18 protein-coding genes are annotated in these 23,401 nt (G+C 63.3%); 13 read left to right on the top strand and 5 right to left on the bottom strand.

Annotated features, from left to right (window positions below; translation table 11 throughout):
* The first annotated feature begins 18 nt into the window (after positions 1-18).
* The 7 genes from ACPPVR_RS21025 to ACPPVR_RS21055 all read left to right on the top strand — a co-directional run bounded on the left by ACPPVR_RS21025 (position 19) and on the right by ACPPVR_RS21055 (position 9,523).
* The gene (locus ACPPVR_RS21025; RefSeq protein WP_426608505.1) at positions 19-1,110 is read left to right on the top strand and encodes an AI-2E family transporter; all 1,092 of its coding nucleotides are present in this window, start codon (positions 19-21) and stop codon (positions 1,108-1,110) included.
* 64 nt (positions 1,111-1,174) lie between these two features.
* The gene (locus tag ACPPVR_RS21030) at positions 1,175-3,403 is read left to right on the top strand and encodes a DUF3141 domain-containing protein (RefSeq protein WP_426608506.1); all 2,229 of its coding nucleotides are present in this window, start codon (positions 1,175-1,177) and stop codon (positions 3,401-3,403) included.
* 29 nt (positions 3,404-3,432) lie between these two features.
* The gene (locus tag ACPPVR_RS21035) at positions 3,433-4,395 is read left to right on the top strand and encodes a phosphate acetyltransferase (RefSeq protein WP_426608507.1); all 963 of its coding nucleotides are present in this window, start codon (positions 3,433-3,435) and stop codon (positions 4,393-4,395) included.
* 5 nt (positions 4,396-4,400) lie between these two features.
* Complete coding sequence (locus tag ACPPVR_RS21040) at positions 4,401-5,615, top strand: acetate/propionate family kinase (RefSeq protein WP_426608508.1); 1,215 nt, start codon at positions 4,401-4,403, stop codon at positions 5,613-5,615.
* The gene (fabI, locus tag ACPPVR_RS21045; RefSeq protein WP_426608509.1) at positions 5,612-6,400 is read left to right on the top strand and encodes an enoyl-ACP reductase FabI; all 789 of its coding nucleotides are present in this window, start codon (positions 5,612-5,614) and stop codon (positions 6,398-6,400) included. Before ACPPVR_RS21040 ends, fabI begins: the two co-directional genes overlap by 4 nt.
* A 581-nt stretch (positions 6,401-6,981) precedes the next feature.
* Positions 6,982-8,706 carry a dihydroxy-acid dehydratase gene (gene ilvD / locus ACPPVR_RS21050; RefSeq protein WP_426608510.1) on the top strand — a complete coding sequence of 575 codons (1,725 nt, stop codon included), beginning with the start codon at positions 6,982-6,984 and terminating at the stop codon, positions 8,704-8,706.
* Positions 8,693-9,523, top strand: a complete 831-nt coding sequence (locus ACPPVR_RS21055; protein WP_426608511.1) for a tetratricopeptide repeat protein — start codon at positions 8,693-8,695, stop codon at positions 9,521-9,523. The genes ilvD and ACPPVR_RS21055 overlap by 14 nt, the downstream gene beginning before the upstream one ends.
* A 15-nt stretch (positions 9,524-9,538) precedes the next feature.
* Here the strand turns inward: ACPPVR_RS21055 and xth are convergent, their stop codons facing one another.
* Positions 9,539-10,336: an exodeoxyribonuclease III gene (xth, locus tag ACPPVR_RS21060; RefSeq protein WP_426608512.1), complete on the bottom strand. Its 798-nt coding sequence runs from the start codon at positions 10,334-10,336 to the stop codon at positions 9,539-9,541.
* A 133-nt stretch (positions 10,337-10,469) separates the two neighbouring features.
* Here xth and ACPPVR_RS21065 point away from each other — a divergent pair, with 133 nt between their 5' ends.
* A complete protein-coding gene (locus ACPPVR_RS21065; protein WP_426608513.1) occupies positions 10,470-12,800 on the top strand; it encodes an ATP-binding protein in 2,331 nt (776 codons plus the stop codon).
* Positions 12,801-13,225: 425 nt separating this feature from the next.
* Here ACPPVR_RS21065 and ACPPVR_RS21070 read toward each other — a convergent pair whose 3' ends face one another.
* The 4 genes from ACPPVR_RS21070 to erpA all read right to left on the bottom strand — a co-directional run bounded on the left by ACPPVR_RS21070 (position 13,226) and on the right by erpA (position 16,634).
* Positions 13,226-13,753, bottom strand: coding sequence for a hypothetical protein (locus ACPPVR_RS21070; protein WP_426608514.1), 528 nt, complete (start codon positions 13,751-13,753; stop codon positions 13,226-13,228).
* Between the two features lie 271 nt (positions 13,754-14,024).
* Positions 14,025-14,678: a hypothetical protein gene (locus ACPPVR_RS21075; protein WP_426608515.1), complete on the bottom strand. Its 654-nt coding sequence runs from the start codon at positions 14,676-14,678 to the stop codon at positions 14,025-14,027.
* Between the two features lie 457 nt (positions 14,679-15,135).
* Positions 15,136-16,038 (bottom strand): hypothetical protein, encoded by a 903-nt coding sequence (locus ACPPVR_RS21080; protein WP_426608516.1) that lies wholly within the window; start codon positions 16,036-16,038, stop codon positions 15,136-15,138.
* A gap of 266 nt (positions 16,039-16,304) precedes the next feature.
* Positions 16,305-16,634, bottom strand: coding sequence for an iron-sulfur cluster insertion protein ErpA (gene erpA / locus ACPPVR_RS21085; protein WP_007610737.1), 330 nt, complete (start codon positions 16,632-16,634; stop codon positions 16,305-16,307).
* 149 nt (positions 16,635-16,783) lie between these two features.
* On the opposite strand from erpA, the gene ACPPVR_RS21090 reads away from it, so the two are divergent.
* The 5 genes from ACPPVR_RS21090 to ACPPVR_RS21110 all read left to right on the top strand — a co-directional run bounded on the left by ACPPVR_RS21090 (position 16,784) and on the right by ACPPVR_RS21110 (position 23,394).
* Positions 16,784-17,980, top strand: a complete 1,197-nt coding sequence (locus ACPPVR_RS21090; protein ID WP_426608517.1) for a deoxyguanosinetriphosphate triphosphohydrolase — start codon at positions 16,784-16,786, stop codon at positions 17,978-17,980.
* Positions 17,981-17,989: 9 nt separating this feature from the next.
* Positions 17,990-19,780: an arginine--tRNA ligase gene (gene argS / locus ACPPVR_RS21095; RefSeq protein ID WP_426608518.1), complete on the top strand. Its 1,791-nt coding sequence runs from the start codon at positions 17,990-17,992 to the stop codon at positions 19,778-19,780.
* A 140-nt stretch (positions 19,781-19,920) separates the two neighbouring features.
* On the top strand, positions 19,921-21,483 hold the full coding sequence (locus ACPPVR_RS21100) for an SPOR domain-containing protein (protein ID WP_426616147.1): 1,563 nt from the start codon (positions 19,921-19,923) through the stop codon (positions 21,481-21,483).
* A 46-nt stretch (positions 21,484-21,529) separates the two neighbouring features.
* Positions 21,530-22,558, top strand: coding sequence for a beta-N-acetylhexosaminidase (gene nagZ / locus ACPPVR_RS21105; RefSeq protein ID WP_426608519.1), 1,029 nt, complete (start codon positions 21,530-21,532; stop codon positions 22,556-22,558).
* Positions 22,555-23,394 carry a segregation and condensation protein A gene (locus ACPPVR_RS21110; RefSeq protein WP_426608520.1) on the top strand — a complete coding sequence of 280 codons (840 nt, stop codon included), beginning with the start codon at positions 22,555-22,557 and terminating at the stop codon, positions 23,392-23,394. Before nagZ ends, ACPPVR_RS21110 begins: the two co-directional genes overlap by 4 nt.
* Positions 23,395-23,401 lie beyond the last annotated feature (7 nt).

A 23,401-nucleotide genomic window follows, 5' to 3' on the forward strand; every position in this document is an offset into this window, starting at 1 on the left:
TCAGATCTGGACGCGGCCTTGAAGACACTTCGCCAGCTTCTTACCGGGGAGGACGTGATCCAGCTCGTGATCCGGCTCGGATTGCTTGCTCTGTTGATCTTCTGGACGTTCTATCTGATCCGCCCGTTCGTCACGATTCTGGTCTGGGCCCTCGTGCTCGCGGTCGCGTTCAATCCGGCCTTCCTTTTGCTCGCTAAAATCCTGGGCGGCCGGGCGAAGCTCGCGGCGGCAGTTCTCACCGCGATCAATCTGGCCATCGTCATCGGGCCGGCGGCCTGGCTCGGCCTCGGCGCGGTGGACGGGATCAGGGATTTCGCCGGTGGGCTGGCCGCGGGCGATCTGGCGGTGCCTTCGCCGCCCGCGGCGATCAAGACCTGGCCGCTGATCGGGACGCAGCTTTACGACGTCTGGGATCAGGCTTCGATCAATCTTCGTTCGGTTCTGCAACGGATTGTGCCGTATCTGAAGCCGTTCGCGGGTACGCTGCTCGGCGTTGCCGGCGATGCCGGAGTGGGCACGATCAAGTTCCTGCTGTCGGTCGCGGTCGCCGGCTTCCTCTTTCCCTATGGACCGCAGCTCGTGGCGGGGGGCAGGGGTTTTCTGTCACGGATCGTGCCCGAGCAAAGCGAGCACTTCCTGGATCTGGCGGGAGCGACCATTCGCGCGGTAGCCCAGGGCGTGATCGGTATCGCCGTCGTCCAGGCGCTGCTGGCCGGCATCGGTTTCAAGCTGGCGGGTATCCCGATCGCCGGGCTGCTCGCGTTACTGGTGCTGCTGCTTTCTATCGTGCAGATCGGCGGAGCCATCATCATGCTTCCCGTGATCGTCTGGATATGGACCGACAAGGACGTCACCACGGCATTGCTGCTGACGCTGTTCCTCGGCATCGTCAGCATTCTCGACAACGTATTGAAACCGCTGGTGATGGGGCGCGGCCTGACGACGCCGACACTCGTGATCCTCGTCGGCGTGATCGGCGGCACGCTTGGGCACGGAATCGTCGGGCTCTTCATCGGGCCCATCATTCTCTCGGTGGCCTGGGAGCTCACGCTGGCCTGGATCAGGGCCGACCGTGCCGTCCCGGCGCCGCAAGCGGCCGTCGACCGTTGACCTAAATCAACGTCGGCCAACTCGGAACGTCTTGGATGAAGCCGAGCGACGATGAGGTCGGATCATGTCGATGGAAAAGCCAAGTCTGCAAGGTGGCCCGTTATCCGGGCTTGTCGCCTCGGCCGTCGAATACATGGTCGATGCGGGGCAGCGGAGCGTCCTATTCCTGGACATCATGCGCCAGCGCGGCGACCAGTACCGCGAGCATGTCACTCAGACGGCGCCTCATGTCCTGCAATATGCCGCCGAATTGATCATCGACGGCCGCAAGCTGGACGCGCCGGTCAACTACGTGCTGGTCCGCATCATTCCGCCGGAGAACGTCGAGATCGACATGAATCGGCGTCCGTTCGTCGTGGTCGATCCGCGTGCGGGCCACGGTCCTGGCATCGGCGGCTTCAAGGCGGACAGCGAGATCGGCGTGGCCATGAAGGCGGGGCATCCCTGCTATTTCATTGGATTTCTGCCGGACCCGATGCCCGGGCAGACCATCGAGCGCATCGCGCACGCCGAAGCGCAGTTCATAGAGAAGGTCATAAGCCGTCACCCGGATGCCGACGGCAAGCCTTGTGTGATCGGCAACTGTCAGGCCGGATGGGCGGTGATGATCCTGGCGTCGCTGCGCCCGGAGCTGTTCGGACCGCTGATTATCGCCGGCGCACCTCTCGCCTATTGGGCCGGCGTACACGGAAAAAATCCGATGCGCTATTCGGGCGGGCTGCTGGGCGGAAGCTGGCTGACGGCGATGACCTCCGATCTCGGCGCCGGGAAGTTCGACGGCGCATGGTTGGTGCAAAACTTCGAGAACCAGAACCCGTCGAACACGCTCTGGACCAAACAGTATAATGTCTATTCGAAGGTCGACACCGAAGCGGACCGCTATCTCGAATTCGAACGCTGGTGGGGTGGCCACGTCAACCTGAATGCCGAGGAAATCCAGTTCATCGTCGATGAGCTGTTTGTCGGCAATAATCTTGCTGCGGGCAAGATCGAGATGTCCGACGGTCGGAAGGTTGACCTGCGCAACATCAGGTCTCCGATCGTCGTGTTCTGCTCGGAAGGCGACAACGTCACGCCGCCACAGCAGGCGCTGCACTGGATTCTCGATTGCTATGCCGACGTCGACGAAATCAGGGCGTATGGGCAGACCATCGTCTACACCGTGCACAAGAGCATCGGTCATCTCGGCATCTTCGTGTCCGGCGGCGTCGCCAGGAAGGAACATGCCGAATTCTCAAGCAACATAGACCTCATCGACGTTCTTCCGCCCGGGCTCTACGAGGCGACGTTCGAGGCGAAGGGCGAGGAGACCGCAAGCTCCGATCTCGTCGTTGGTCAATGGGTCATGCGCTGCGAGGGGCGGACGCTCGACGACATCCGCGCCATGGGCGGCAATTCACCCGAAGACGAGCGGCGCTTTGCCGCCGCCAAGCGCGTCTCGGAGATCAATCTCGCGGCCTATCAGAAATTCGTCCGGCCCTTGATCAAGGGCATGGTGACACCGGAGATGGCCGAGTGGGCCCACAACATGCATCCGCTGCGGCTGCAGTACGAACTCTTCAGCAGCAAGAATCCCTACATGGCGACGGTGAAGTCATTGGCCGAGAAGGCCGATGAGGAGCGCAAGCCGGTCTCGACAGACAATCCGTTCCTCGCGTTCCAGGAGCAAATGTCGAAGCAGATCGTTCACGCCCTGGATAGCTGGCGCGATTCGCAGGAAGCGCTGAGCGAAGCGATCTTCCTCAACGTCTATGGTTCGCCGGCGCTGCAGGCGGCCGTCGGAATCGATCCGAACTCAGCGCTGTCTCGCCCACGTGAGATGTCTGCCGAGCATCGCGCCATGCTCGAGAAGCGTGTCGCTGATCTGAAGTCGCGGATGGGCGAGGGTGGTCTTCGCGAGGCAGCACTGCGCGCCTTGCTCTATGTCGGGTCGGCGCGCGGGATGGTCGACGAACGAAGCGTCGAGGCGCTACGGCAGATCCGCCGGGACCATGGCGGCGCGCGCATGACGCTACCCGACTTCAAGATGCTGGTGCGGGAGCAGTTCTTCATGCTGCTGCTCGATCGGGAAAGGGCCCTCGCCGCCATTCCGAAGATGCTGCCGGATGACGTCAACCTTCGCCGCGGGGCATTTGAGGCAATCGAGCAGGTGCTGTCGGCAAGCGAGGATATCACGGGCGAGCGCGCGAACCGCTTGCGGCATGTTGGGGGCTTGTTTGGCATCGAAGCAACGGAGGGTTCCGAAAGGGCGTCGAACGTTGCCCCTTTCGACCCGAAGGCGAAGGCGTCGTAGCGCGGGTTGGAAGGATCGGGAACGACACCATGTCAGCAGATGCGACGGCCACGCAGTCTCCCAGCAAATACGATCGCCTGATCGCGGCGGCCAAGGCCATCCCGCCGACGCCGACGGTCGTCGTGCATCCCTGCGACGAAACATCCTTGCGCGGCGCCGTCGACAGCGCGAGTGCCGGCATCATCCGGCCCCTGCTGGTGGGGCCGGAGCGGAAGATCAGGGATACTGCCGCCAGGTTCGGATTGGATATATCCGGCTATGAGATCGTCGATGCCGCACACAGCGACGATGCGGCGGCGAAGGGCGTCGAATTGATCCATGCCGCCCGGGGCGAACTGCTGATGAAGGGGAGCCTGCACACCGACGAGTTGATGCGGGCCGTTACAGCGAAGGTCGGGGGCTTGCGCACCGATCGACGCGTCAGCCATGTCTTCGTCATGGACGTGCCGGCCTATGCCGAGACCATCTTCGTGACCGACGCCGCGATTAACATCTTTCCCGATCTCGACGCCAAGCGCGACATCATCCAGAACGCGATCGACCTCTACAACCAGGCGGCCTTCGGCAAGTCGCCGCGGGTCGCCATCCTGTCGGCGGTCGAAACGGTCACGTCAAAGATTCCGTCCACGATCGAGGCCGCAGCGCTCTGCAAGATGGCCGACCGCGGGCAGATCACGGGCGGTGTGCTCGACGGGCCGCTGGCGTTCGACAACGCCATCGACGTCGAATCCGCACGGATCAAGGGCATCAAGTCCGAAGTCGCCGGCCGGGCGCAGATCCTGGTCGTGCCGGACCTGGAATCGGGCAACATGCTTGCCAAGAACCTCGCCTATTTCGCCAAGGCCGACGGCGCCGGCATCGTGCTGGGCGCGCGGGTTCCGGTCGTCCTGACCTCGCGCGCGGACAGCCCGAGGGCGCGAATGGCGTCCTGCGCGGTTGCCGCGCTCTATGCCCACGCTCGGCGCCAGAAGACGCCGTCAGTCGCGTCGTGACCGCCATGGACACCATCCTCGTCGTCAACGCCGGCTCGTCGAGCGTCAAGTTCCAGGTCTTCGCGGTCGAGGGCGAAGGCAGGCTGCGTCGGTTGATCAAGGGGCAGGTGGATGGCATCGGCAGTCGTCCACGATTGCGGGCGAATGGGGCGAGCAGCGATCCCATGGCCGACCGGGCCTATCCGATCGAGGCCATTCCGGATGTTCCTGCAGCGATGGACGTCGCGGGTGATTGGTTGAGGAACGAGGCTCGTATCAATCCACTGGCCGTGGGGCATAGGGTCGTGCATGGCGGGCCGGACTATGAGCGGCCAGTGCTGATCGACCATGGCTTGGTGGCGCGGCTGGAGCGCTTCGTCACACTGGCGCCGCTGCACCAGCCGCACAATCTGGCACCGATCCGCTCGATCCTCGCCAATTTCCCGACACTGCCGCAGGTCGCCTGCTTCGACACCGCATTCCACCGCACGCACGGTCCGCTGGCGGATCATTACGCGATTCCACACCAGCTTCACGCCGAAGGCGTGCGGCGCTACGGTTTTCACGGACTCTCCTACGAATACATCTCAAAAACCCTCCCTCAGATCGCGCCGGAGATTGCCAAGCGCCGGGTGATCGTCGCCCATCTCGGCAGCGGCGCATCGATGTGTGCGCTCAAGGATGGGCAGAGCGTCGAGAGCACCATGGGCTTTACCGCGCTCGACGGCTTGCCGATGGGCACGCGGCCGGGCCAACTCGATCCGGGCGTGGTGCTATACCTTATGTCCGAGAAGGGCATGACGGCGTCCAAGGTGCAGGATTTCCTTTACCGGGACTGCGGCTTGAAGGGGCTCTCCGGCGTCAGCAACGACATGCGAGAACTGGAGGCAAGTACCGATCCGCAGGCCAAGTTGGCTGTCGACTATTTTGCCTACCGCATTGGCCTCAGCGCCGGCATGCTCGCTGCTGCGCTCCAGGGCCTTGACGCCTTCGTCTTCACCGCTGGCATCGGCGAGAACTCGAGTGGCATTCGCGCGCGCGTGGCCGAGCAGCTCGGCTGGCTCGGCGTCGCGCTCGATGATGCAGAGAACGAACGTCATTCGCGTTTGATATCGCGCCAGAACAGTTCCATTCCCGTCTATGTCGTACCGACCGACGAGGAATTGATGATTGCGCAACACACGCTATCGCTGCTGATGAACGGTCGATCGCGCAACCCCGGACACGAGAGGGTGTCATGATCCCAGTATTCCCGGACAGCAAGGTTGCCCTGAAGGGGAAGAAGGGCCTGATCGTCGGCATCGCCAACGACCAGTCGATCGCATGGGGCTGCGCGAGGGCGTTTCGCGCGCTCGGCGCCGAGCTCGCCGTCACTTATCTGAACGATCGTGCCAAGAAGCATGTCGAGCCGCTAGCGCAGGCGCTGGAGGCGCCAATCTTTATGCCGCTGGACGTGATGGTCGAAGGCCAGACCGAGGCGGTGTTCGAGCGTATCGCGAAGGACTGGGGACAGCTCGATTTCCTGCTGCACTCCATCGCCTTCTCGCCGAAGGAGGCGCTGCACGGCCGCGTCGTCGATGTTGGCCGGGACGGTTTCCTCAAGACGATGGACGTGTCCTGCTGGTCGTTCCTGCGCATGGCGCATCTCGCTGAGCCCCTGATGAAGAATGGCGGCACGCTGTTCACCATGACTTATTATGGTAGCCAGATGGTGGTGGAGAATTACAACATCATGGGCGTAGCGAAGGCCGCCCTTGAGGCCTCTGTTCGCTACGCTGCCGCCGAATTGGGTCCCAAAGGCATTCGCGTGCACGCAATCTCGCCCGGCCCCCTAGCGACGCGCGCGGCTTCAGGCATCCCCGAGTTCGACGAACTGATGGACAAGGCGCAGTCGAAAGCGCCGTCGCGAAGCCTCGTGAGCATCGACGATGTCGGCAATGCCGCCGCGTTCCTGGCGCTCGACGGCGCCAAGCTGATCACCGGCAGCGTGCTTTATATAGACGGCGGCTATCACATCATCGACTGAGCACACTCAGCGGTAATGCAGCGCAATCAATTCCGCGACGCAAGCGAGCTTGTTGACCTTGAGACAGCGAGCTCCCATCTATGCCCGTCACCCTGAGTTAACCGCTTCTTCAGCCGCCCTCGAAGGGCGCCGGCCCGGCTGCATCGGGGCTGCTCATCCTTCGAGGCTCACCATGGCGGGCTTTGCGCCCCATGGCTCGCGCCTCACGATGACGGGGAGACGGCGGTGAGAGCGACTCAGTCGCGGTTCGCGCGTCATTGCTCCAAAGTTGGGTGCGCCGCTCGCGTCACAAAATCTCCAGTTGTGGATAGCCCCTCCCGCGAAGGTATTATTGTAGGCTTTTCCGTGTCCTTCGAGCCACGATTGTGCTGTCTATGCAACATTCCCGAGCGATTTAACCGTTATCGCAGTCCGTTCGCATCGACGCCGCTTTTTGGCCACACCCGAACATGAATAAAATCGCTCTAATGTTTTAGGGCTGCGGTGTGCCCATGGCAGGCGGCGGGAAATCCCAAGGTCGATTCAAATCTTGGGTGTGATTTTCCGGGTCTGACAAGGGTTAGCCAAGGAAACTGGTCGCGATGGACGCCAAGACCAACATCAAGCAAAGGCTGCCGAGCCGTCACGTGACGGAAGGTCCTACGCGCGCGCCGCATCGCTCCTACTTCTACGCCATGGGTCTCACTACCGCGCAGATACACCAGCCCTTCGTGGGCGTCGCCTCGTGCTGGAACGAGGCCGCCCCCTGCAACATCTCTCTGATGCGCCAGGCGCAGGCGGTGAAGAAGGGCGTGGCGTCCGCCGGCGGCACACCGCGTGAGTTCTGCACCATCACCGTCACCGACGGCATCGCCATGGGTCATGACGGCATGCGCTCCTCGCTGCCGTCGCGCGAATGCATCGCCGACTCCGTCGAGCTGACCGTGCGCGGCCATGCCTACGACGCGCTCGTCGGCCTTGCCGGCTGCGACAAGTCGCTGCCGGGCATGATGATGGCGATGGTCCGCCTCAACGTGCCCTCGATCTTCATCTACGGCGGCTCGATCCTCCCGGGCAATTTTCGCGGGCAGCAGGTCACCGTCCAGGACATGTTCGAGGCCGTCGGCAAGCACTCGGTCGGCGCCATGTCGGACGAGGATCTCGACGAAATCGAGCGCGTGGCGTGCCCCTCGGCGGGCGCCTGCGGCGCGCAGTTCACCGCCAACACCATGGCGACCGTCTCAGAGGCGATTGGCCTGGCGTTGCCGTACTCGGCCGGTGCCCCGGCACCGTATGAAATCCGCGACGCCTTTTGCATGACCGCAGGCGAGAAGGTGATGGACCTGATCGCGTCCAATCTCCGGCCGCGCGACATCGTCACCCGCAAGGCGCTTGAGAATGCAGCCGCTGTGGTCGCCGCGTCCGGCGGCTCGACTAATGCTGCACTGCACCTGCCTGCAATCGCGCATGAGGCCGGCATCAAGTTCGACCTGTTCGACGTCGCTGAAATCTTCAAAAAGACACCATATGTCGCGGATTTGAAGCCGGGCGGCCGTTATGTCGCCAAAGACATGTTTGAAGTTGGCGGCATACCGCTTCTGATGAAGACGCTGCTCGACAACGGATTTCTCCACGGCGACTGCATTACGGTCACCGGTCGAACGATCGCCGAAAATCTCAAAAGCGTGAAATGGAATCCGCACCAAGACGTGGTGCACCCGGCAGACAAGCCCATCACCGTCACCGGTGGTGTGGTCGGCCTGAAGGGCAATCTGGCGCCAGAAGGTGCGATCGTGAAAGTCGCGGGAATGTCCAATCTGAGGTTCACCGGTCCGGCGCGCTGCTTCGACCGGGAAGAGGACGCCTTCGAGGCCGTCCAGAACCGCACGTACCGCGAAGGCGAAGTCATCGTGATCCGCTACGAGGGCCCCAAGGGCGGCCCCGGCATGCGGGAAATGCTCCAGACCACCGCGGCGCTAACCGGCCAGGGGATGGGCGGCAAGATCGCGCTCATCACCGACGGACGGTTCTCCGGCGCCACCCGCGGCTTCTGCATCGGCCATGTCGGGCCCGAGGCTGCCATCGGCGGCCCGATCGCACTGTTGCAGGATGGCGACATCATCGAGATCGACGCTGACGCCGGAGTACTTAACGTAAAATTGAGCGACGCCGAGCTCGCTCAACGCAAGACCAAATGGAGCCCTCGCGCGACTAACCATACGTCGGGCGCGCTCTGGAAATATGCTCAGCAGGTTGGGCCAGCAGTCGATGGGGCAGTGACCCATCCGGGTGGCGCGCACGAGAAACAGTGCTATGCGGACATCTAGGCGTACCATCGTTGCGTTTGTGTTGGGGGCTTCCGCGCTGGCCGCGCCGGCGCTCGCCTTCGACGGAGCACCCGTCAACCAGAAGGATGCGACCATCCCGGTGGTGACGACCTTGCCGGGTGCTGCGGGCACGGTGCGCAAGTCCGCGCCGCCGGCGGCTGTGACAGGCCAGGAAACCTCGCTCAGCGCCCTGCAATATGCCGCCGAGGGCGGCCATCCGATCGCGCAGTGGAAGCTCGGTCGCATGTACGCGAATGGCGACGGCGTCACCCAGGACGACGAGCGCGCCTTCGAATATTTCAGCCGGATCGCCAATGCCCATGCCGAGGACAGCCCATCGGCGCCCCAGGCACAGGTCGTGGCCAATGCCTTCGTCGCGCTCGGCCGCTACTATCAGAGCGGCATACCGAACTCGAAGGTCAAGGCCGACCCGGACCGGGCGCGCGAGATGTTCTCCTATGCCGCGTCCTATTTCGGCAATGCTGACGCACAGTACGATCTCGCCAGGCTCTATCTGAAGACCCCGGACGCCTCGCGCGAGGATTTCCGCTATGGCGCGCGCTGGCTCGGCCTCGCCGCCCAGAAGGGCCAGCACGAGGCGCAGGCGCTGCTTGGACAGATGCTGTTCAACGGCGACCGCCTGCCGCGGCAGGCCGCACGCGGCTTGATGTGGCTGACCCTGGCGCGTGACAGCGCCGGCACCGACGAGACCTGGATCAAGGAAAACTACAACCGCGCCTTCGCCAAGGCCTCCGACGACGACCGCGCCATGTGCCTGCAAATGCTGGAACAGTGGGTGCAGGGCCGTCGGGAGTAGCCCGCAGAGGCGGCGTTACGCCGCCTCGAGATCCAGATCCGCCCACACCGGCACGTGGTCCGACGGTTTCTCCCAAGCCCGCACATAGCTGTCGATACCGACATTGGCGAGCCGGTCGCTGGCCTGCGGCGACAGCAGCAGATGGTCGATGCGCAGGCCGTGGTTCTTCTGCCAGGCACCGGCCTGATAGTCCCAGAACGTGTAAAGCCCGGGCTCGTCGGTGACGGCCCGCAAAGCATCGGTCAGGCCGAGGCCGAGCAGGGACTGAAAGCTCTCGCGCGTCTCGGGCTTGAACAGGGCGTCCTCGGTCCAGGCCGCGGCATTATGGACGTCGCGGGCGTGCGGGATGACGTTGAAGTCGCCTGCGAGGATCAGTGGCTCCTCGGTCTTAAGCCGCTCCTTCGAATATTCAAGAAGCCGCGACATCCATTTGAGTTTGTAGGGATATTTCTCGGTTCCGACCGGGTTTCCATTGGGCAGATAAAGGCAGGCGATGCGCAGGACCCCGCGCTTGAGCGTCACCACGCCCTCGAGGAAGCGGGCATGCGCATCCTCGTCGTCGCCGGCCAGCCCCGACTTGGTTTCGTCGAACGGCAATTTCGACAGCAGGGCGACGCCGTTGAAGGTCTTCTGCCCGTGCGTGACGACGTTGTAGCCGAGCGCCTCGATCTCCAGTCGCGGGAACGCCTCGTCGACGCATTTGATCTCCTGCAGGCAGACGATGTCCGGCTGGCACTCCCTGAGCCAGGTCAGGAGCAGGTCAATCCGCTGCCGGACCGAGTTCACGTTCCAGGTGGCAACTCTGATGGTCATGCGACAGCTCCAGGCGAGGGGCAATCGTTAGAACAAAATGTAAACGCGCCCGTCAAGGACGCTGCAAAATCTCCCACAAAATTAACCCGGCTTAAGCAGCCGGCAGGCCATTGATGCGGAAAAGGTTCCATGGATGGGATGGCCGGACAAATCCGCTACATTGACTGAGCCGCGCGACGGCCTGATCGGCGCGTTCCTGTATTGGCTCGGCGGCTTCGAGATCGAGGATGGCCTGACCGCCGGTCTCAGCGAGCGCGAGCTGCGCCGTATCCGCGCCAGGCAGATCGACGCGGTGACGCAGCTGATCCCGGTTACGATGGCCGTGACCATGCTCAACGTCGCTATCATGCTGATCCTGTTCTGGGGCAGGGGGTGGAACGACTTCCTGGCGGTCTGGGGCCTGACGCTCGCCACCACCGCCTCGCTTGCCGTCCGCGCGTGGCGGCGGTCGCATCAGAACCCGCCGCAGGAAGCATCAAGCCGCGCGACGCGGCAGATGCTGCGGCAGGCATTCTTCGTCGCCGCGATCTGGGGCACGCTGCCGCTCGCATTGTTCAGCCGCGTCGGGCCGACCAGCCAGCTGATCCTGGCCTGCCTGATGGTCGGCATGATGTCCGGCGGCGCCTTCACGCTCTCGACCTACCCGCGTGCGGGCCTCGTCTATCTCGCGACCATGACGATCGCCTGCGCCGGCGCGATGCTGTTGTGCGGTGCCGGTCCGTATGCCGTGACCGCGGTGTTCCTGCTGCTGTTCGCGTTCTTCATGGCACGCAACATCGTCTCGCAGGGCAACCTCTTCCTCGGTAACCTCAAGGCCCAGCTTGAGCTTGAGCGGAAGACCGAAATCATCTCGCTGCTGCTGAAGGACTTTCAGGAGAACGCCAGCGACTGGCTGTGGCAGACCGATGCCGAAGGCCATCTCATCGACGTGCCCGAACGCTTCGCTGACGTGGCGCAATTGCCGCTACCGCTGCTGAAGGGATCGCATTTCGCCGACGTGCTCGACATGCTGTGCCCCGAAGACAAGGCGGCCGCCTACAACGTCGTCGGCCTGATGGAGCATGCCGAGCCGCTGCATGAGATGAACCTCAAGGTCGTCGCCGGCGGCGAGGCGCGGCTGTGGTCGCTGACTGCGAAGCCGGCCTACGACCGTGACGGCCAATTCCTCGGTTATCGCGGCTTCGGCCGCGACGTCACCGAGCGCTGGCGCGCGGAGAAGGCCGAGGCCGAGAGCCGCGCCAAATCCGACTTCCTCGCAGTCATGAGCCATGAGATCCGCACGCCCATGAACGGCGTGCTCGGGCTTGCCAGCATGCTGCTCGAAACAAAACTCGATCCGGAGCAGCATGAGGCCGTCACCTCGATCCGCGAGTCCGGCGACAATCTCCAGCGCATCCTCAACGACATCCTCGATCTGTCCAAGCTCGAGGCCGGACGCTTCACGTTCGAGGCAGTTGACTTCGCGCCGCAAACACTGGTCGAGACGGTCTCGACCGTCGTGCGTGCAGGCGCCAAGAGCAAGGGACTCGCCGTCAGGGTCGAACTCGATCCGAACCTGCCGCCGACGCTGCGCGGTGACGTCGCTCGCATCCGACAGGTGCTGCTCAACCTCGCTTCCAACGCGGTGAAGTTCACCGACGAAGGCGAGGTGACGATCAAGGCCACCTGCCAGGCACGCCGCGATTTGCTCGCGACAGTCGAGTGGACCGTGATCGACAGCGGCATCGGCATCGCGCCCGAGAAGCTCGGGCAGCTCTTCTCCGACTTCGCCCAGGCCGACGCCTCGATCAGCCGCCGCTTCGGCGGCACCGGACTTGGGCTCGCGATCTCGCGCCGCATCATCGAGCAGATGGGCGGCACCATCGGCGTCACCTCGACGCCGGGCGAAGGCTCGACCTTCCGCTTCACGCTGGTGCTGCCCTGGAGCCAGGCGCAGGCGTCCGACCAGAATGCAGACCGCGACGAAGCCGATGATCTGAAGGCCCGCATTGCAGGCCTCGACCGGCCGCTGAAGGTGCTGGTCGCGGAAGATGATGCCGTCAACCGCATGGTCGTCAGCAAGATGCTAGGCGCCTTCGACGTCGACCTGCGCGTGGTGATCGACGGCGTCGAGGCCGTCGAGGCGGTTGCCGGGAGCGACTATGATGTCGTGCTGATGGACGTGCGCATGCCCGATATGGACGGCCTTGCCGCGACCCGGGCGATCCGCGCGCAAGGCGGGCGCTTCGAAGCCTTGCCGATTGTCGCGCTCACCGCCAACGCCTTCCCGGAGGATGTCAGGATTTGCCGCGAAGCGGGGATGTCGGATTTTCTGGCAAAGCCGCTGCGCAAGCCGGCGCTGGTCGCCGCATTGCTGCGCGCGCTGGATGGTCACTTGATGTCGCAGGACGCGCCGCTTCAGCCGGAGCTGATGCCGGTCGAGGCGGACTGGACGGACGAGGAGAGGCAGATAACCGGCGCTTAAACCGCCGATCAGATCGTCGACGAAGTCCAACTGGTACTCTCTATCCCGCTGAGCCACGGCCGGCGATGTAATGCGGCTCCGTTACAGTTTTCCATAGACTCGCCCGGCGACCGCCTTCAGGCGCTCGACCGAGCCGGACTTCGCGACCTTGCCGAGCAGCCGACAGTACAAACTTTTGGGCATACTGGCGCGACGGGCAACCGGCTGCTCTTGTAGAAGGCGCAAGCGTTCCGAAAGCTGATCAGTTTGTGAAGTCCATGCCGCACTCGCGCCTTCTTAGCGGAGGGCGCTGCGGATGCTGGCTGGAGAGCTGCCGGGTAGCTCCGCGCCGCATTGGATCGTCTCAACGAGCGATACGAAGACAGCTCATGCGGCAAGTGGCTCGAGAGCCCGAAGAGCCTCTGCGAAGAGGCTACCGGATGTTCTCAATGCAAACGTCGCGACCCGATCACCGAAACGTCTTCTAACGACGCTCCGGAACGAGGTACTTTCCGCGCTCCCTTACTTGTTTTGATAAGCTGCACGTTTTCGTTCTTCTCATCGAAGTACACGATTACGGCGCGGGGCGGTTGTTCACGACGCTGCGCTATAGAACGATTGAACGTCGTGGTATAAAACTGCTTGGCAAAGGCTTTGGTATCAACACGGGCCATCCAAACGGGTTCAACGTCAACATTCTTCGGAAAATTTTTGAACGCGACTTCGTCCGCATGCATAATCTGCTCGTGCTGGCTTGCGAAGTCCGCACTCTGCTCTCGGAGATAATTGCCTTCAGCGACCGCTTGCTCATCGTGGCTGACGGCGTGGGACCGTGGGCCGAACAGATAAGTGCCAAACGCGACTGCCGCGCTTGCGACAACAAGGATTGCCGAAATTCCTCCTGCGTGGGGAATAGCTTGAGGCAGCAAAGCCGCAGCCACCCCGAGGACAAGGCAACTGTTTATGACGCGCATCGCATCGTTGTGAGACCCGTCCAGCCCAAACCTGCCGCAAGCGCCAGTCCCGGCGTAGTGGGGTTGAACACGCCCATTGAAAGTAAGCATCCAATAGAAAGGTAACAAATCACTTCCACAATACTCCGAGTTGTTTCGTACTTCTCGGGAATGAAGCGGTTCACGAGATCCGTAAGGCCGTAGACGCCTCGATTGGCGGCTTTGGACTTGGACCAAAGTATCAATACGCCACAAGCGGCGTAGACCCAGAGAGGTACGGTAAATCCCTCGATCATCGAGAAAGCTTCTGCTCGTAGAGTTGTTCCGCCAATTCGATACGACGCAATGCCGTTTGCAGCTCGTGCAGCATCATCTCAACGTCGGCACGCGCAGCTTGGAACCAAATTTCTTGTCCGGTTCCGTCGGTGTCCAGATGCACTAATGCGACAGGTACAGCGTGCTCCAAGACATCTTCTCGAAAGCCGAGCCGAAGATCGATTGAGACATCAAAGGCGGCGAGAGATGGTAGTGTTTCGTTCGCAAGCTTCCGGAGATCAAATGCGCTGTTCCAGTCTGCGGTGCTGCCGATAGTTTCCCTTAACGTCCAACTGACGGCTTCCTCGTCTTCAGGAACGAAGAACTTTCCTCTGGTCGCCTCGAGAAAATCTCCAGCGTCCTCTTCAACCTGCACGAACGTGCTTATTGTAGCGGCCAACGCAGTGACGATGGCTCCAACCTGAGCAGATTTCAGGCCACTGAGTTCAGCCAATGGTGGCAGAGGGATCCCGGCTACGCCGGACCTCAACATCTCACCAACCTCTGCAAAGAGCTGACTTCTCACGTCAGGCGCGAGGGTGATGAAATAGCCGAAACCTTCGCGAACGCGCCGTAGAACCGAGGGGGGAACGCTCCCCACACTCGACAGGAGTGCCTTAGATACCGCCATGAAATGCCCCAGACCTTACGGAACCGTATTTCATCGAATCGCCGAGGGCAAGCGCAACGCCTCGCAGGTACAACTCTTGGTTCACCTTGGGACTGGCGCTTAGCTCTGTGATTTTGGGTCCTATCTCGGCGACCGGACCCTATTTTGGAACACCCCGGCCCCCAGCTTCAGGCTGATGTTCAGCTTGCGCGCAAACTGCGGCCTGCAGGCGCTTGGACTTCTCCTGGCTTCGGGCACACCCGTGTCCGCCTTTGATGAAGCTCATCAACACGCGCACGATTTGACGCGCCGCTGGTGACTACCACGCGCAGCTAAGCGCTTGTATCGGTTTTAGTTATTGATTTTCAAAGGAAATTGCGATTGGCTCGCCGCCCGGAACGATTCGAGTGCCCTCTCTTCGGATTCGCAGTCTAACGCTCGATCCGGCTGACCTACGGCGGGCAATGTAAAGCGGCGCTTAGAGTTTTCCATAGACTCGCCCGGCGACCGCCTTCAGGCGTTCGACCGAGCCGGACTCCGGATGCGGCTTGACCGGCGCGAACAGGATCGAAGCCTGCCTGCCGTTCTTCCAGACAAAGATGTTGACGGCATTGCCGTTGCCCTTGGTGCAGGAATGCTCGCCAAACGCTTCACTGCCGAGCTCGGGGATCGCCAAGTGCTTGCAAGGGCCCGGGCGCTTCATCATGCTGATGACCGTGTCGCGCGAGATCGCTATTACTGCGACTGTCATGGTGTTGGCCGCGCGATCGAACATCATGCAGCTGCCCGCGCCGGTCCGCTGGATCTGGAGCGTACTCTTGTCGAGAAAACCGTCGGCATCCGCGGCAGCGAGCCATTCGCAGTCGCCGAACCGCTCGCTGGTCTTGCCCATATTTCCGATGGCAACGCGCGCGACTTGGGCGAGCGGTCCGAGCAGCGCGTCGTCGGCGCGCCGGCCAATCGGATAGACGCCGATCTGAAGAATGTAATCGCCGGACAAGGCGACGACCGAAGCCTCCTGGCGCTGCGCGTCGGCGGCGGTCGTCCCGCGCTGGCCTTCCTCGCCGATCCCGGACACCGCGTTCAGCGGCATGCGCTCGCCGAGCGTCTTGACGAAGCTCGCGTACAATTCCTTGGCGCGGTCCTTGTCGGGATTGCGGAACACGGTCAGCATCATCGTGTCGCCGCGCCCGCCCTGGTAGATGCAGCCGCGGCCATCCTGATTTGAAATCAGCGACCATTTGAGCGCCGGCATCGCGATGCCGAGCTCCTGAGCGCTGATGAACGGGCAGGTTTCGGCAGCGTGCGCGGGAAACACGGGGACGGCTGCGATGGCAAGGAATGGAACGAGGCAATAGAACAGACGATCGATAATGCGCATTTGATAATTGACCACCGCTATTGGCGCCGCTGACGAGTTCCTGACATTCTCGAAGGATTGGACTGCGGCAGGGGCCGCTTCGGCGTTGGGCTGTATCGAACCCACCGCGTGTGTGTCCCGTTGAGCTCCCCTTTGGGGACCTCGCGATGATGGTACATTACCCCTGTTTTGCCCGACGCCGCAAATGATTTTCGTAAAAGTCGAAAAACGTCACGCCGGCGTCCCGGCTACTGTGCATGGGGTTGTTTTTCAGATTTTGAGTCGTATCAGATCGAGAAGCTGGTCCCGCAGCCGCAGGACGCCGTCGCGTTCGGATTGTTGACGCGGAACGAGGCCCCGATCAGGTCATCCACGAAGTCGACCTGCGATCCCGCCAAAAACGGCTGGGAGGCGGAATCGACCAGCACCACTGCATTGTCCTGCTCGATCACGAGATCGTCGTCGGTGCGGGCACGGTCAATGTCGAACTTGTACTGGAAGCCGGAGCAGCCACCGCCCTCGACGGAGATCCGCAGCATCGCGCCAGACCCTTCGCCCTTGAGGATCTCCCCAATCCGGCGTGCGGCCTTGTCACTGATGGTCACGTCAGTCGTCATCGTTCGTCTCCGATCGTCGCGCGCGTCATACCAAGTTTACTTGCCAAGGTTACTTGCCCAATTCATTTGGTATCCCACGCCCGGCATAGTTAAGTGTCACCATACGCAGAATCAAATGGATAGGGACTAAATTCGCCGTGTCCGTCGGAATGGCTGCCCCCCGCGCGCCCTATGCCTGCGACCCCGAGCGCAGCCGCGGCCGGCTGGTCGCCGAGCCGCCGAGCCGGACCCGCAGCCCGTTCCGGCGAGATTGCGACCGGGTAATCCATTCCACCGCGTTCCGCCGCCTGAAGTACAAGACCCAGGTGTTCGTGTTCCATGAGGGCGACCACTACCGGACCCGGCTGACCCATTCGCTGGAGGTGGCGCAGATCGCCCGCGCGCTGGCGCGTCAGCTCGGGCTCGACGAGGACCTCACGGAAACCCTGGCGCTCGCCCACGATCTCGGCCATCCGCCGTTTGGCCATGCCGGCGAGCGGGCGCTGGACGCCTGCCTGAAGGATTTTGGCGGCTTCGACCACAACGCCCAGACCCTCCGCGTCGTCGCGTCGCTCGAGCATCGCTATCCCGAGTTCGATGGGCTCAACCTGACCTGGGAGTCGCTGGAGGGCATCGTCAAGCACAACGGTCCGCTGACAGATCGCAGTGGTGCGCCGGTCGGGCGCTATCGCGAGAACGGTGTTCCCGTCGGCATCGCCGACTACATCAAGACTTACGATCTCGAACTGTGGAGTTTCGCCTCGCTGGAAGCGCAGGTGGCCGCACTCGCCGACGACATCGCCTACGACGCTCATGACATCGACGACGGCCTGCGGGCCGGCCTGTTCCATCTCGACGATCTCAAGGTGATGCCGCTCACCGCAGAGATCATCGCGGAGACCTCGGCGCATTATCCCGATCTCGAAGATTTCAGGCGCGGCGCCGAACTGGTGCGCGAGTTGATCTCGCATCTGATCGGCGCGGTCTTCGCGGAGGCGCAGACGAATCTCGCCGCCATCAGACCGCAATCGGCCCAGGACGTACGCCAGCAGAGCCGGGCGCTGATCTCCTTCCCAGCGGCGGTCGCCGAGGAGGAGGCCGCCATCAAGCGCTTCCTTTACCAGCACATGTACCGCCACAAGCGGGTGATGCGGGTGATGGCGGAGGCCGAACAGATCCTGTTCGACTTGTTCGCAAAATACCTGGTATCGCCAGCCGAACTGCCGCCGGAATGGCTGGTGGGGGCTGAGGCGGATAACGAGGGCGACCGGGCACGCCGGATCGGCAATTTCATTGCCGGAATGACCGACCGTTTCGCCCTGACCGAGCACCAGCGGCTCTTTGACTCGACCCCGGATTTGCGTTAGGCGGCGGCCATGCCCGACACATCCTCATCCCTGCATTTGTTCGCCGACGTGCTCGCGCGCGTGCACGCCACCTGCCGCGCGCTCGCGGCGGACGCCAACTGGCCCGAGGGCATCGATTTCTCGCGCGTGGTGGTCGAGCCGCCGCGCGATCCGTCTCATGGCGACATGGCGACCAACGCCGCCATGGTGCTCGCGAAAGAGGCAAAGGCGAAGCCCCGCGACCTCGCCGAACAGATCGCCGAGCGGCTGCGCGCTGACCCGCTGATCGCCAAGGTTGACGTCGCCGGTCCCGGCTTCATCAACCTGACGCTGATCCCCGCCGCATGGGCGGAAGCGCTGCGCACGGTGCTGCGCGAGGGCTCCGATTACGGCCGCGTCCGCGGCGGCTCCAAGGTCAACGTCGAATACGTCTCGGCCAATCCGACCGGGCCGATGCATGTCGGCCATTGCCGCGGCGCCGTGTTCGGCGACGCGCTTGCGAGCCTGCTCCAGTTCGGCGGCCACGACGTCACGCGCGAATATTACATCAACGATGCCGGCGCCCAGGTCGACGTGCTCGCGCGCTCCGCGTTCCTCAGATATCGCGAGGCGCTCGGCGAGGATATCGGCGCCATTCCGGAAGGGCTCTATCCCGGAGACTATCTGAAGCCGGTGGGCGCAGCGCTCGCGCAAGAGCACGGCGACAAGCTCCTCGCAAAGAGCGAGGCCGAGTGGCTGCCGACCGTTCGCGCCAAGGCAATCGCGATGATGATGGACGAGATCAAGGGCGATCTCGCCGCGCTCAACATCCGCCATGACGTGTTCTTCTCCGAGCGCTCGCTGATCGAGAGCGGCAACAACAAGGTCGCCGAGACCATCGATTTCCTGCGCGCCAAGGGCGACGTCTATGAAGGCCGCCTACCGCCGCCGAAGGGCGCGCCGGTCGAGGATTGGGAAGACCGCGAGCAACTGCTGTTCAAGGCGACTGCTTTCGGCGACGACGTCGATCGTCCGCTGATCAAGTCGGACAATTCCTACACCTACTTCGCCTCCGACATCGCCTACCACAAGAACAAGTTTGACCGCGGCTTCGCCGAGATGATCGACGTCTGGGGCGCCGACCATGGCGGCTACATCAAGCGGATGCAGGCGGCGGTGAAGGCGACGACCTCCGGCAAGGGCACGCTCGACGTCAAGATCGTCCAGCTCGTCAAGCTGCTGCGCAATGGCGAGCCGGTGAAAATGTCCAAGCGGAGCGGAGACTTCGTCACCTTGCGTGAGGTGGTGGATGAAGTCGGCCAGGACGCCGTCCGCTTCATGATGCTCTACCGCAAGAACGACGCGGTGCTGGATTTCGACCTTGCCAAGGTCATGGAACAGTCGCGCGACAACCCGGTGTTCTACGTCCAGTACGGCCATGCCCGAGGCCATTCGATCTTCCGCAACGCGCGGGCGGAGGTGTTCCCGGAGTTGCCTGAGGACGCCGGTAAGCGGGTCGCCTGGCTCAGTGAGTCGGCGGTAGAACGGCTGTCTGACCCGGTGGAACTCGACCTTCTCAAGCGCGTCGCAATTTTTCCGCGGATGCTGGAAGCCGCCGCGGCGGCCCACGAGCCGCACCGAATTGCCTTCTATCTCTATGACTTAGCGAGCGAATTTCACGCACTTTGGACGAAGGGGCGCGACATGCCCTATTTACGCTTCATTATCAATAATGATGCAGATCTAACGAAGGCGCGGCTGGCCATGGTCCAGGGCGTCGTCTCTGTCCTGGCATCGGGCCTCGCCATCCTCGGCGTCCATGCTCCGGACGAGATGCGGTAGTTTGGGGCGAACTACCTAAGGGGAATTGTGGGGGTACCGGCAGAAGCCGGATCGCTTAGACTTGGTTGAAAGCCTTGTGGGTCGAAAGCCGCGCCTTGGTCGAGGGGCGCGCGGCTTTCCCGAAGGGACGCATCATCACGATGGCCGAACGATATCAGGACAGACGGTTTCCTTCCGATGACTATGGTCGCGGTGGCGATCAGCATGGGAGGGTGGAGACAGATCCCCTGGCCGAACTCGCCCGCCTGATCGGGCAAACCGATCCCTTCGCTGCGCAAGTCCGACCGACCGCGCGGCCGGCGGCAGCACCAGCACCCACGCAGAGCCATCAGGAAGACAATTATCCGCAAGACGAGCATCGGCAAGACTATGCCGAGCCAGCGCCGGCTCAGCCCGGGCCGCCCTCATGGATGCGGCGTGCCAATGTGCAGGCGGCACCCGCTGTCGAGCCTGACGATCCCGTCTCCGTGAACCCGGTTCATCCATTGCATCGCTATGCAGCCCAGCCGACCGCGCCCGAGCCTGATTTTCATCGGCCGCAGGCCTATCAGGATCACGCGTACCAGGACCAAGCTTACAAGGACCAAGCGTATCAGGAGCCGGCTCACCATCAGGAGCAGGCCTACGAGGCGCCTCACGAGCAGCCCGATCCGGCGCGCTACGATGATGCGCTCTACGGTCGGCTCGAGGCGGGCGAGCAGGATTTTCAGCGCGAGCCGGCCTATCCGGACGATCCCTACGCGTTCCAGAGCGACTATCCCGAGGCCGATCTCGATGAGCCCCGGAAGTCGCGCGGCGGCATGATGACGGTCGCTGCGATCCTGGCGCTCGCCGTGGTCGGGACTGGCGCGGCCTTCGCCTACAAGACCTATATGGGCTCGCCCCGCAGCGGGGAGCCCCCGATCATCAAGGCCGACAACACGCCGACCAAGATCGTGCCGGCGCCGTCGGACTCATCCGCCAAGGTGCCGGACCGCATGGTGACCGGTGACGGCAGCGAGAAGATCGTGCCGCGGGAGGAGGCGCCCGTCGACGTCAACACCAAGGCCGCCGGTCCCCGCGTGGTGTTTCCGGCGCTGAACCAGAATGCGAACCCGCCGCCGGTTGCGAGCGTATCGCCGTCCACCGTGCCGCCGCCGAGTGCCGGTCCGATTCCGAGCAACGGGACGATGCCGAATAGCGCACCGCGCTCGGTCAAGGTCGTGGTTGTGAAGGGCGATCAGACTGACAGCACCGCGCTGCAAGCGGCTGCTCCGTCGGCCGCCAAGCCGGTCGCGCCGCCGAAGCAAGTCGCCGCGCCTGCCGCGCCGCGCACACCGCCGACCTCGGCCAATGCCAGCGCCAACCAGCCGCTCTCGCTCGCGCCGCAGGCGGCGCCGTCCGAGCCGCCACAGCGGATGGCTGCGACCAATCCGACGCAGATTGCGCCCGCAAGCAGTGGCGGTAGCGGCTTTGTCGTGCAGGTCTCGTCGCAGCAGAGCGAGGACAGCGCGCAGGCCTCGTACCGGGTGCTCCAGAGCAAATATGGCAGCGTGCTCGGCTCGCGCTCCCCGGTCATCAAGCGGGTTGATCTGACCGACAAGGGCAAGGGAATCGTCTTTCGCGCCTTCGCAGGGCCCTACGGCTCCGCCGACGAAGCGGTGCAGGCCTGCAACAACCTGAAGTCCGCTGGCCTGCCGTCCTGCTTCGTCCAGAGGAATTAGCGGCGGTTTCCTTGACCCCCTCACGGGGCAGGGTTAATCGGCGCTTATGAGCACGCGGGCCTTCATCACCGGCGTTTCCGGAACGGGACTGACCGCCGCCGAGCGGGAGTTCATCCGTGCTGAGCGCCCTTGGGGCTTTATCCTCTTCAAACGCAATATCGAGACTCCGTCCCAAGTCACTGCACTTGTTTCGGAATTGCGGAGCGTTGCAGGGGCTGCTGACGCGCCGATCCTGATCGATCAGGAGGGTGGGCGGGTGCAGCGGCTGGGGCCGCCGCACTGGCCGGTCTATCCGCCGGGCGCCGTTTTCGGGACCCTGTACGACACTGATTCGGCCCTCGGGCTTACCGCAGCCCGCCTCAGCGCCCGCTTGATCGCGGCCGATCTCACCGACCTCGACATTACCGTAGATTGCTTGCCGCTGGCTGACGTCCCGGTTGCCGGCTCCGATGCCGTCATCGGGAATCGGGCCTACGGCACTGATCCGGCCAAGGTCGCGGCGATTGCCCGCGCGGTCACGGAAGGCTTGGAGCAGGGCGGCGTGCTGCCGGTGCTGAAGCACATTCCCGGCCATGGACGAGCGACCGCCGACACCCATTTCAAACTGCCGACCGTCGATACGCCGCGGGACGAGCTGGACCGGACCGACTTCGCCGCGTTCAAGCCGCTCGCGGATCTGCCGATGGCCATGACTGCACATGTTGTGTTTAGCGCGGTCGACCCCGCCCATCCGGCGACGACTTCTGCGACAATGATTGCTCAGGTGATTCGCCACGCAATCGGGTTCCAGGGTTTGTTAATGAGTGATGACGTGTCGATGAACGCGCTGGCCGGCAATCTTGCCGAGCGGACCCGGGCCATCTTCGCGGCCGGCTGCGACATGGCGCTTCATTGCAACGGCAATATCGGGGAGATGCGCGATGTTGCCGGCCAAACGCCTGAATTGTCGGGCAAGGCATTGTCACGGGCGAACGCCGCGCTCGCCGCGCGCAAGCCACCGCAGCCGTTCGACCGCGCGGCCGCACGCGCCGAACTGGACGCATTGATCGCACGGGCAAACACGGCATCCGCATGACCGCAGAAATCCTATCGTTTGAAACCGGGCGGCCCGCGGAGCTCGCCGAGGGCGAGCCGGCTTTGGTCGTCGACGTCGAGGGCTATGAAGGCCCGCTCGACCTGCTTCTCGCGTTGGCGCGGCAACAGAAGGTCGACCTGTCCAAGATCTCGATCCTGGCGCTCGCCGACCAGTACCTCCACTTCATCGAAGCCGCGCGAAAGATCCGGCTCGAGCTTGCCGCCGACTATCTCGTGATGGCGGCTTGGCTCGCCTTCCTCAAGTCGCGCCTGCTGCTGCCGGAGCCGCCGAGTGCGGAAGGTCCGAGCGCGGAAGAGATGGCGACCGCGCTCGCCAACCGCCTGCGCCGGCTGGAAGCCATTCGCGAAGCCGCCAACCGGCTTATGAACAGGCAGCAATTGCTGCGCGACATTTTCCCGCGCGGCGAGCCCGAGCGTATCGCCGAGATCAAGCATCCGAAATATACGGCGACGCTGTACGATTTGCTCACCGCCTACGCCTCGCAGCGCCAGTCGCGCGTGCTGGCCAGCGTGCATCTCGCCAAGCGCACGGTGTGGTCGCTGGCCGAGGCGCGCGCCACACTGGAGCGGCTGGTCGGCAGCATCACCGAACAGGATGACTGGGGCGTTCTCGACGACTATCTGCTCCGGCACGTCGCCGATCCGACGCAGCGTGCGACGGTGCTCGCCTCGAGCTTTGCCGCAGCGCTCGAGCTGGTGCGGGAAGGTCAGCTGGAGCTGAATCAGAGAGAAGCGTTTGCGCCCATCTATTTCCGGAAGGGGCGCCATCAACCGGTGCCAGACGCAACTCCTGCGCCTGATGCGCCGGTCGGTTAAGTGCAAG

This window comes from Bradyrhizobium sp. McL0616, assembly GCF_049993385.1.
Classification (GTDB): domain Bacteria; phylum Pseudomonadota; class Alphaproteobacteria; order Rhizobiales; family Xanthobacteraceae; genus Bradyrhizobium.